Below are 10,633 nucleotides of genomic sequence, written 5' to 3'. Positions count from 1 at the left end.
TACGTACGGTGCAATGAGAGGTGCTGGGGGTAACTCCCCACATCTACTCTATTTTGTCCCTAAATGACTTGAAAAATGAGCATAGGTTCGTTGGCTGATTACCAAGTGATGTTCATACCGACAGCCACACTGGCGTTCGAGCTCAGTGGGATGCATTCCTTACTCATCTTGCCCAGCAAGTGGTCCATGCCGATGAATAAATTATATCCCTTAGGATGGATGTTGAGCACCCAGCCCATGCTGGCTGTGAAGCTGTTGACAGCAAAGTTGACACCACCGTCAAGCCATTTCAGAGGAGCCCAGTTGGCACTCAGTCTGCCTTCTGTCCATGAGTAGGCACCCTTGATGCGTGTAGAGCTCAGTAAGCCGAAGGTCATTTTCTTGTAGCATGGAAGCTTGTAGCTTGCACCCACGTTGATGGTGGCACCTATGCCTGTTGTTCTGCTGCCCTGGTCACCCTCGTCGGTAAGGTTGGCAAAATCGGCCAGCTGGTCTCCATATTTATCAGCCTTGTCATCGAAGACTTCGTTTCCATTGCCTTGTTTTACATCCATGTCGGTGAAACCGTCAAAGACGAAAATGTCCTGTCGGTTGGCAGCCTGCATGTTGTTGCTCCAGTGCATGAAGCCCAAGTCGAGAACCGAGGCGTTCACTGTCCAGCTGTCGTTGATTTTATATTCTCCACCGAGGTCTATCGCCATACCAAAGCCGCTCAGTCCGGCGCCGTCTACGTCCACATCGTTCACATATTCATATTCTCCCTTTGATGGGTCGTTGTATTCCTTGGTTTCCTGCTTGTAGCAGAATCCCTTCATCGACATGTTGGCCTTGGCCTTTGCGCTTATCAGCCATTTGTCGTTGGCTGTCAGGTCTGCCTTTACGTCATTCATCTCTACGTCAGCACGGGCAATACCGAAGAGGAATTTCAGTTTGGCACCGAGTCGCAGTTTCTTGTTGATCTGGCGGGAGTGACCCAAAGCCAGTTCGCCATACGACATGGCGTGTGCTCTGATGTCGCCGATGTCGTAAGAGTTATTGCCTGTGTTCTTGGCAAACTCAAAGAGCTCGTAGGGCAGGGCGATGCCGAAAGAGGTCTTGGCGTTGACTTCGATGGTGTTGTATCCGCCGAAGCCCTTGAAGCCAGCCGACAGCAGGGCTATGTTCACGTCACCCGTGATGCGGTTGTTGCCTGTACTGAATCCGTCGAGAGCATCACTTGTTGAGATGTAGGGGTTCATGAAGGTGGTCATTTTTTTGGCTCCGTTTTCCACGCCATACATAGGATTGTTCATCACCACATCCTGGTATCCGAAGTTACCATGTGTGTTTACACTCACATTGCCCAGAGCTGGAATGGATATGTAGTTCTGGTCGTTTCCATAGGCAGGGTTCAGATCGTGACGGAACTTATAGTCTTCAGTGTAATATGCCGAGTTGAGGCTCTGTGCCATGGCACCCATTGCAACAGTAGTCAGTGCCACTGTGAGCAATTGTTTCTTGATATGTTGTAATTTCATAGGGCTTTCTTATTTATTATATATAAAATAGGTATGTTTGGTCTGACACTCTCATTAGTTGAAGTCGCCGATAATCTTTCCGACAATCTTCACCTTGATGTCGTTCAGTTTCAGGGTATGCTCTCTCTCGTTGAGGCTGATGCCCGTCACCTTGTTGCCATTGGCAGACTTGGCGGAGCCTTCCAGTCGGAATACGAGTCCGTCCAACTGCTTGAGCGAGTTCTTTACCTTTGGTGTAATCTTCATGGTGATAGGTGTTGTCACGGCTGTTGTTCCGTCTGTCGATGCAGCCACCTCGTCGGGAATCTCGATGAGCAGTTTGTCTTCTATCTTGTTGCCCTGTGCGTCTACCGGATATGCTTTTACGGTGAGGTAGGCTGGAATTTTGTTCTCTACGTTGGCTGTCACCTCGATGTAGGTTCCCTCGGCCAGGTCGAGTTCGTCGATATCGTCGTTCCATCCAGTAAAAGAGTCTTCGTATACGATATTTGCCTTTTCGCCAAAAGCCAATGGGGCATTGACCTTATAACTTGGCTTCACATGGTATTCTTTTCCAAATACTATGGTAGCCACCTCTGCCTTAGCATGAGCGTTCACGTCTACGATTTTGATGTGGTCGGGTATGCGGTTGATGAGTGTCGACAGGTTGCTCACGGCATACACGTTGGCTTCGCCGTACTGCTGGGTCAGTTCGCTTGTCTTCTGTCGGCAGATGCAGATCTTGCTTAGTCCGTTCTTCGCGACACTCATCTCCGGCAGAGTGACGCGTGCCAGTTCTCTGCCTTCCTTTGTCGAGATGACTGTCGCACTAACGGTAGCAGCCACATCCATGTCGTTGTTTACGGTCAGCAATATCTGAGGATTGTCGAGATCGGCCACAACGTCGTCGTCATCCAGGAAGTCAGGAAGCCCCGTCACGTCAACTTCTCCCAAGGAATTCAGATTGATCTTCGGGTCGAAGATACCTGTGGCACTATTCATCGTGATGGTTCTGTCGGCTACGCCTATTTTGGCCTTGATAGTAGGATTGTCGGGCATTGCACCTGTCACATTGCATAGCATTGCTATGCTGAAGTATCCCGTCAGGTCTATCGCTCCGTTGTTGATGCTGAGGCGTCCGTGGTCGTTCTGATTATTGGTGAAGTCCAGTTTCTGTGTCTTGAGGCTCAGCTCAAGGGGACGTGCGGTAGAGATGTTTGTGATGGTAACTTTCGAACCATTGTGTGTGGGAACTCCGTTGCTATTGCCGTTCACCTGACTGATGCTGAGGTATGCAGGCAAGGTGAGTGTAGCCGACTCAATGTTGGAGACAGCTGTCGAGATGTTGCTGAAGTCGAGTCTGATACTGATTTCGGTCCCGTTCTCGTTCTCGTTAATCTTAGCCTCATTAAGACTTTTCACAGCCTTGTCGTTGCCATGATATTCGAACATCATGACCTTGGGTGAAGCAAGATGGAGGCTGCTGCCGGGAGCGCGTCTTGCCTTGGCACCCGTAGAAGCTGCGTTGCTCAGTGAAATATCGCCATCGAACACGTTGGTAACGTCGAGGATGATAGGCGAAATGTTTGGATAGGCTGCCTCTACATCTCCTCCAGCCAGCTGGAACAGGTAGTTGCCTGCAGCATCTGTCACTACGCAACCGCCTTCCTTGAGGTCGAGAACATCTTTCAGCTGAATTTCTTTGGTTGAACTGTTGGGAATTACCAAAGACTCACTTCCGAATCCCATAGTAGCGTCAACGTTGTTTAGGTCATAGTCGTTGTTCGTGCATCCTGTTAAGGTCAAGAAACCTGCCACCAACAATGCTGATGGTAACAGATGGTGTTTTAGATTGTGATTTAACATACTTTGAGTAGTTTATAAATTTGTGATTAGGTTATAATTTCCCCCTTCATGTGGCAAATATACTAAAAAAAAATAAATGAACAACAAAAATGTTCATTTATTTTTCTAATATGTTCAAAAAAACTTATTTTTCTCCTCAGTCTTCCATTCTCAGGAAAGCTTTGGGCAGATAATTGATGATGTCGCCGGCAATGAGACTTTCCTTTCCTAAGTCTTTGGCAGCCAAGTCGCCGGCCAGTCCGTGCAGGTACATTCCTATCCTGCAGGCAGAAGGTGCGTCGTAACCTCGTGCCAGCAGGGCTGTGATGATTCCGGTCAGTACATCTCCGCTTCCTGCTGTCGCCATGCCACTATTGCCAGTGGAGTTGAAGTCTATGTGTCCGTTGGGCAGACACAGGGCAGAATAATGTCCTTTCAGCAGAATGTAAGCCTGCAGCCTTTCTGCCAGTTCGCTTGCCTTCATTAGTCTTTCGTAGCAGCAGGAACTTGTGGTGCCCGCCAGACGGTCGAGCTCTTTAGGATGGGGAGTGAGGATGATGTCCTTGGGCAACTGTTGCATCCATGCCCGGTGACTTGAAAGGATGTTAATGGCATCGGCATCGATGACCAAGGGGCAGGTGCTTCGTCTGATCTGTGCTATCAGGGCGATGGCTGTTGTCTCGTTGGAGCCTAACCCCGGACCTATTCCGAGCGCATTGTAAGGTTCGGTATCTACAGGATGACTGAACAGGGTTTCTTCAGGGTCCATCTGCTGTATGGCCTCAGGCACACTTATCTGCATGATGTCGTAATTGCGCTTGGGTGAATGCACGGTGACTTTTCCTGCTCCTGCTCTCAGGCAGGCTTTGGTGGCAAGGATAGAAGCTCCCGCCATTCCGTAAGAGCCGGCTATGAGGAGTGCGTGCCCCATGCTTCCTTTATGAGCAAAGTCGTCACGGGGTTGCATGATGCCCCGTATGTCGTTTTCCTCCAGGATGCGATACCTGCAGTCGGTGTTTTGTATGTATTCGGGAGACAGGCGGATGTCCAGCACCTTGAGCCTTCCCAAATATTTCTGGTTGTCCGCCATCAGCATCGACAACTTCTTTTGTTGCAGTGTCAGCGTGAGGTCGGCTTTCAGGATATTGGCAGATATGTTATAGGTGTTGTCCTCGCATATCAGTCCCGATGGAATGTCGATGCTGACCACTTTGGCTGGCGATGAGTTCAGATATTTCACCATGGCGGCAAATCCTCCCGTCAGCGGCTTGTTCAGTCCGCTGCCAAAGAGTCCGTCCACGACCACGGTGTCAGGTGTCAGTGTGGGAGGCTCGAAGTTGACCGAGACTTCTGTAAATTGTTTGATGCGTTTACTCTCAATGAGACGCTTCTTGTTCAGGGCGCAGTCGTTGGAGAGTTTGTTGTGAATGTTGAATAAGAATGCGGAAACTTGATAGCCGTCGTCTGCCAGCAGTCTGGCCACGGCAAGTGCGTCACCTCCATTGTTTCCTGGTCCGGCGAAGACCACAATAGGTGTCCTGTTCGACCATTCTGCTTCTATGCAGTGGGTGATGGCCTTGGCAGCTCTCTCCATCAGATTGATAGAGGATACAGGCTCATGGTCGATGGTATATTTATCCAGCTCATGTATCTGAGTACTCGTAAAAATCTTCATACTTCTGCAAAAATACGAAAAAATGCTCGATAACTATAAGATATTCCGTATTTTTTTAGTAATTTTGCAGAAAATATTATTTTTGGAACTATGAGTATAGTTAAAATCAAGGACAAGACTTTTAAAACCTCTATTCCAGAAGAGGAAATTTTGAAGAAAGTGCAAGTTGTTGCCGACCGTATTAACCAGGACATGGATGGTAAGAATCCTTTGTTTTTGGCTGTGTTGAATGGCGCATTTATATTTGCTGCCGATCTGATGCGTATGGTGACAATCCCCAGCGAGATATCCTTTGTGAAGTATGCTTCTTACGAGGGTACCAGTTCCACGGGCAATCTGAAACAACTGTTGGGAATCAATCAGGAAGTGGAGGGCCGTCATATCATCATCGTTGAAGATATCGTAGATACCGGATTCACCATGCAGAAGATGATCGACAGTCTGAAGGAGAAGAATCCTGCTTCGATCAATGTCTGCTCTTTGCTTGTGAAGCCAGGCAATCTTCGTGTGCCTCTCGATATCAAGTATGCGGTGATGGAAATTCCTAATGATTTTATTGTGGGCTATGGACTTGACTACGACCAGCAGGGCCGTAACCTGCGCGACATCTATACGATAGTAGAAGATTAGTTTAAGGATAATTATTTCAACAACATAAAATAGTAATGAAGAATATTGTAATTTTCGGTGCGCCAGGTGCAGGTAAAGGCACTCAGAGCGACAAGCTGATTGAGAAGTACGGATTGGGTCATATCTCAACAGGTGATGTACTTCGTAGCGAAATCAAAAACGGTACAGAACTCGGCAAGACTGCCAAGGGCTTCATCGACAATGGTCAGTTGATTCCTGATGAGTTGATGATTGATATCCTGGCAAGTGTGTACGACAGCTTCGGTAAGGAGCACAAGGGTGTCATCTTTGATGGTTTCCCACGTACTATTCCACAAGCTGAGGCTTTGAAGAAGATGTTGGCAGAGCGTGGTCATAAGGTGGCTGCCATGATTGAACTTTCTGTTCCTGAGGATGAGTTGATGGCACGTCTTATCAACCGTGGTAAGGAGAGTGGTCGTTCTGACGACAATGAGGAAACTATCAAGAAGCGCTTGAATGTTTACCACACACAGACTTCTCCACTCATCGACTGGTATGAGAAGGAAGGTATCCATCACCACATCGAGGGCTTGGGTACTGTAGACGAGATTTTCGCTCGTGTTTGCCAGGTTATCGACAACATCTAATCATGTTTAAAATGTGTAATGTTTAATGTTTTGTTGGGCTTGCGCTTCTGGGGCTGTCTAATAAAGATTAGGCATTACACATTGCTTCCTTTCCGTCAAACTGATGAAGAAAGGGCGGATATTGAACATAAACACCAAATATTTAACAACTCAACTTTCTCAAACAGGGAAGTTTAAGATGTGAAAGAAGTAAGAGAAGTTAAAGCCGCAAGTTTTCCTTTTAAAATGTGCATTCCCAAAAGACTTTGACTATAATTTCTAACGACCGAAGGGTGTGACAACTTCTTTGAATTCTATAACTTCTAAACCCGTTGAAAGTTCTATTAAACATCAAATAAATGGCTGATTCCAATTTCGTAGACTACGTAAAGATAAACTGCCGCTCTGGTAAGGGTGGCAAGGGCTCCATGCACCTGCGCCACGTAAAGTACCAACCCAATGGTGGTCCTGACGGTGGTGACGGCGGACGCGGAGGAAGCATTTATCTGCGTGGAAATCATAATTACTGGACTTTATTGCACTTAAAGTACCAGCGTCACTTCTTTGCCGAACATGGTGGCAACGGAGGTCGTGATAAGTGTCATGGTACCGACGGCAAGGACATCTATATCGATGTGCCTTGTGGAACGGTCGTATATAACGCCGAGACAGGTAAGTACGTGTGCGACGTTACATACGATGGACAAGAGGTACTTCTCCTCAAGGGCGGTCGTGGCGGACTTGGCAACTTCCAGTTCCGCACCTCTACCAATCAGGCTCCCCGTTATGCACAACCAGGCGAGCCTATGCAGGAGATGACCATTATCATGGAGCTGAAACTCTTGGCAGATGTCGGATTGGTGGGATTCCCCAATGCGGGCAAGTCTACCTTGTTGTCTTCTGTTTCGAGTGCTCGTCCTAAGATAGCCAATTATCCTTTCACCACTCTCGAACCCTCTTTGGGTATTGTCGATTATCGCGATCACCAGTCATTTGTGATGGCTGATATTCCTGGTATCATCGAAGGTGCCAGTGAGGGTAAGGGCTTAGGATTGCGATTTCTGCGTCATATTGAGCGCAACTCACTGTTACTTTTCATGGTGCCAGGCGATACCGACGATATTAAGAAAGAATACGAAGTACTCTTGGGTGAGTTGAGAAACTTCAATCCAGAGATGCTCGACAAACACCGCGTGCTGGCTGTTACCAAATGCGATCTGCTCGACGAAGAGCTTATCGAGATGCTGAAGGAAACGTTGCCCACCGATTTGCCTGTTGTCTTTATCTCTTCTGTAACAGGTCAAGGCATCCAAGAACTGAAGGATGTGCTGTGGCGTGAGCTTAATTCTGAGAGCAACAAGTTGCAGGAAATTACATCAGAAGACACCCTGGTACATCGCGACAAGGATATGAGTCGATTCCAGCAGGAGTTGGCTGATGAGGGTGAGGATATAGTAGAGTATATCGATGAGTCGGAGATAGAGGATGTCGATGACCTCGACGACTTTGAATACGAGTAAAATTTCTCTGCAGATGCTGAAAGAATATACAGTAGCAGAAGGAGTCTTGGCTTTCTCTACCATGCGAAAAGGTGGAGTGAGCCAGGGCAACTATAGCGAATTCAATATCAATGAGTATTGTGGCGATTCTGCCGAACATATTTTGGAGAACCGTCGCCTTTTGGCAGAACGCTTAGGTGTGTCTGCCGACCATATCGTTATGCCCCACCAGGTGCATGGCATAGAAGTGCGAAGAGTTGACGGGGAGTTTTTTTCGAAACCTGAGACTGTTCGCAAGATGATTCTCGAAGGAGTCGATGCGCTGATTACCGACCTGCGGGGTGTGTGCATAGGTGTTTCTACAGCCGACTGCATTCCTGTGCTTCTTTATGATGAGGCTCATCATGCCATGGCTGCCATTCATGCCGGATGGCGAGGCACCGTACAGCGTATCGTGCAGAAAACCATTGAGATGATGTGCACCTCTTTTCATACACGTCCCTCTGAATTGAAGGCTGTCATTGGTCCAGGTATATCCAAAGAAGCCTTTGAGGTAGGCGATGAGGTTTATGAGGAGTTCGTGCAGGGCGGTTTTGATATGCCTGCTATTGCCGACCTGCGTCCCAACATGAAGAAAGAGGGAAACGTGGATCAGCCCATGAAGTGGCACATCGATTTGCCTCTTTGCAATTCCCTTTTATTACAAGAGTCGGGCATTCCTGCTGTCCATATTCATCAGTCAGGCATTTGCACCTATCAGCACAGCGATGAATTCTTCTCTGCCCGTCGGTTGGGCATTCTGTCTGGAAGAATCTTCACCGGAATCATACTTTTCTAATTTCTCTTTATATAAAAATGTACAAGAACCTAATCAACAAACTTAACCATATTTATGCGGCAACGATGGTTGCGGCTTTGTTATGCTGTGGCTTCATCATCGTTTCGTCTTTCATGCCAGGTAAAAATCAGTTTACTGCAGCCGAACAGCAACAGATAAGTATTGCCACCCCAGGACTTTTTGAACGGAGCAATGCTTTCAATGTAGACTTTGAGAACTTTCGGGAGAAGGAATATTCTTTCCCTCTTCCTGTCGGTAAGGCTACGTTGGAGAATAATAGCATCCTGCATATAGAGACCAAGAAGGGCGATGCCGTCAAGGCGATGTTTGATGGTTATGTGCGTCTTTCCCGTAAGACGGAAAAATATGGCAATGTCATTGTGATCCGTCACGATAATGGCTTAGAGACAGTTTATGCTTTCAATGCCGAGAATTTGGTGAAAGTAGGGCAGAGCGTTGAGGCTGGTCAAACGATAGCTATTGTAGGAGGTAAGGATGCGGAGGTTTTTAGCGAAGTCTCTGTCATGATCAATGGCGCTCGCATCAATCCTGCGACATTGATAGAACTGAAAAGTCATAAGCTACGCCGTCAGACGATGCAGTTTCGCAAGACAGGAAATCGCATCAGTGTGTCTGTTGTAGGTGGTAAGGTAGCATCTTCTTCTTCAGAAAAGAAAGACAAGGAGTTTACCCTCGATCCTGATGAGGCGTCAGACCCCTTCCTGAAGTCAACCACCTTTAAACTTGATTTAGAGAAAATCTCAGCATCCCATTGGGCTTATCCTCTGCCTGGCAGTAAGGTTATCAGCCCTTATGGTGGTAAGCGACGTCATTCAGGTGTCGACCTCAAGACGCGTCCCAACGATAAGATAGTAGCAGCCTTTGATGGAGTGGTGATAGCATCAGGTCCTTTCTATGGTTATGGTAATTGCATTCGCATCAAGCATGCCTATGGTTTTGAGACTCTCTACAGTCATCAGTCCAAGAACTTAGTCAGGAAAGGTGAAAAGGTGAAGGCTGGTCAGGTCATCGGTCTCACGGGTCGTACAGGTAGGGCAACGACAGAACATCTTCATTTCGAAATCTCCTTCCATGGCCGCCGCATGAATCCCGCTGTAGTTTTCGACCATGGCAGCAAGAAACTTCAACGCTCCACCTTGACCTTGACCAAGGGTAGCGGCGTCAAGTCAAAGAAGAATGCCTAAAAAATTATTTCGTGGATACAATCACTGCTGTCCCGTTTAGAAATCGTCGGGTTTGCTGTTGAAAACAGTCACGACCTATCAATTGGACATAACTTATGACTAAGAATTGATCCCTACAGGAAAAGTTCCTTGCTCTATAGTTTCGAAATTTTTATGTAATCGTAACAAATAATTAGTTGATTATTAGTTATGTTACAAATAAAAGTATTATCTTTGCCTTCGCAAAACTGTCACATGTGACAAAATCGCGAACTAAATGATAGTAAACAGAACAACTTATATTGATCAATTGGTCCGTTCCAGGGGTAATGGACTTATCAAGATCGTCACAGGCATTAGACGCTCTGGAAAATCTTTCTTACTGAAGAAACTGTTTCGTCAGCATCTGTTGGATGATGGCGTTCAAGATGACCATATCATTATAATAGATATGGAAAGTCGTAAAAACAAAGCTTTCAAAGATCCTGACTATTTACTTGATTATATTGATAATGTAATGAAGGACGATAATACATACTACATTATCATTGATGAGGTGCAAGAAGTAAATGATTTTGTGGAAGTTCTTTCTACTTTATCTGTCACTGAAGGCACAGATGTTTATGTAACTGGCTCTAATTCTCGTTTTCTCTCTTCTGATGTTGTAACGGAATTTAGAGGTCGAGGTGATGAAATTCACGTTTGGCCACTTTCACTTATGGAAAGTACATATAAAAAGTGTTTGAGAGAAGAATGAGGAAAGTTTGCTGGTTATCAGTTACTTTCCTCATTTTGGTTAAAAGTAGCGAGGACAGACGAAGACAGGAATACGACAAGATGAGACAGAGGAACGTTACCTATCCGTAACCTATACCCCAA

General features: G+C 46.5%; 9 protein-coding genes. 6 read left to right on the top strand and 3 right to left on the bottom strand.

What is annotated here, in order from left to right; genetic code table 11:
- Positions 1-98: 98 nt before the first annotated feature.
- The 3 genes from F7D20_RS09245 to F7D20_RS09235 all read right to left on the bottom strand — a co-directional run bounded on the left by F7D20_RS09245 (position 99) and on the right by F7D20_RS09235 (position 5,016).
- On the bottom strand, positions 99-1,517 hold the full coding sequence (locus tag F7D20_RS09245) for a DUF5723 family protein (protein ID WP_158463799.1): 1,419 nt from the start codon (positions 1,515-1,517) through the stop codon (positions 99-101).
- 54 nt (positions 1,518-1,571) lie between these two features.
- On the bottom strand, positions 1,572-3,362 hold the full coding sequence (locus F7D20_RS09240) for a hypothetical protein (protein ID WP_158463798.1): 1,791 nt from the start codon (positions 3,360-3,362) through the stop codon (positions 1,572-1,574).
- Positions 3,363-3,498: 136 nt separating this feature from the next.
- On the bottom strand, positions 3,499-5,016 hold the full coding sequence (locus tag F7D20_RS09235; RefSeq protein WP_158463797.1) for an NAD(P)H-hydrate dehydratase: 1,518 nt from the start codon (positions 5,014-5,016) through the stop codon (positions 3,499-3,501).
- Positions 5,017-5,106: 90 nt separating this feature from the next.
- On the opposite strand from F7D20_RS09235, the gene hpt reads away from it, so the two are divergent.
- The 6 genes from hpt to F7D20_RS09205 all read left to right on the top strand — a co-directional run bounded on the left by hpt (position 5,107) and on the right by F7D20_RS09205 (position 10,511).
- A complete protein-coding gene (gene hpt, locus F7D20_RS09230) occupies positions 5,107-5,646 on the top strand; it encodes a hypoxanthine phosphoribosyltransferase (protein ID WP_158463796.1) in 540 nt (179 codons plus the stop codon).
- A gap of 35 nt (positions 5,647-5,681) precedes the next feature.
- Positions 5,682-6,254, top strand: coding sequence for an adenylate kinase (locus tag F7D20_RS09225; RefSeq protein WP_158463795.1), 573 nt, complete (start codon positions 5,682-5,684; stop codon positions 6,252-6,254).
- Between the two features lie 338 nt (positions 6,255-6,592).
- Entirely contained in the window at positions 6,593-7,753 is a 1,161-nt protein-coding gene (obgE, locus tag F7D20_RS09220; RefSeq protein WP_158463794.1) for a GTPase ObgE, read from the top strand.
- Between the two features lie 13 nt (positions 7,754-7,766).
- The gene (pgeF, locus tag F7D20_RS09215) at positions 7,767-8,570 is read left to right on the top strand and encodes a peptidoglycan editing factor PgeF (protein ID WP_158463793.1); all 804 of its coding nucleotides are present in this window, start codon (positions 7,767-7,769) and stop codon (positions 8,568-8,570) included.
- Between the two features lie 113 nt (positions 8,571-8,683).
- Complete coding sequence (locus F7D20_RS09210) at positions 8,684-9,775, top strand: peptidoglycan DD-metalloendopeptidase family protein (protein WP_228114160.1); 1,092 nt, start codon at positions 8,684-8,686, stop codon at positions 9,773-9,775.
- 256 nt (positions 9,776-10,031) lie between these two features.
- Positions 10,032-10,511, top strand: a complete 480-nt coding sequence (locus tag F7D20_RS09205) for an ATP-binding protein (protein ID WP_228114159.1) — start codon at positions 10,032-10,034, stop codon at positions 10,509-10,511.
- Positions 10,512-10,633 lie beyond the last annotated feature (122 nt).

Origin of the sequence: Segatella copri (assembly GCF_009495355.1) — a bacterium.
Classification (GTDB): Bacteria; Bacteroidota; Bacteroidia; order Bacteroidales; family Bacteroidaceae; genus Prevotella.
This window is presented reverse-complemented; position numbering and strand designations above follow the sequence as displayed.

Coding starts and splice junctions, on each gene's coding strand:
- F7D20_RS09245 (WP_158463799.1), bottom strand. CDS start 1,517: ATGAAATTACAACATATCAAGAAACAATTGCTCACAGTGGCACTGACT.
- F7D20_RS09240 (WP_158463798.1), bottom strand. CDS start 3,362: ATGTTAAATCACAATCTAAAACACCATCTGTTACCATCAGCATTGTTG.
- F7D20_RS09235 (WP_158463797.1), bottom strand. CDS start 5,016: ATGAAGATTTTTACGAGTACTCAGATACATGAGCTGGATAAATATACC.
- hpt (WP_158463796.1), top strand. CDS start 5,107: ATGAGTATAGTTAAAATCAAGGACAAGACTTTTAAAACCTCTATTCCA.
- F7D20_RS09225 (WP_158463795.1), top strand. CDS start 5,682: ATGAAGAATATTGTAATTTTCGGTGCGCCAGGTGCAGGTAAAGGCACT.
- obgE (WP_158463794.1), top strand. CDS start 6,593: ATGGCTGATTCCAATTTCGTAGACTACGTAAAGATAAACTGCCGCTCT.
- pgeF (WP_158463793.1), top strand. CDS start 7,767: ATGCTGAAAGAATATACAGTAGCAGAAGGAGTCTTGGCTTTCTCTACC.
- F7D20_RS09210 (WP_228114160.1), top strand. CDS start 8,684: ATGCCAGGTAAAAATCAGTTTACTGCAGCCGAACAGCAACAGATAAGT.
- F7D20_RS09205 (WP_228114159.1), top strand. CDS start 10,032: ATGATAGTAAACAGAACAACTTATATTGATCAATTGGTCCGTTCCAGG.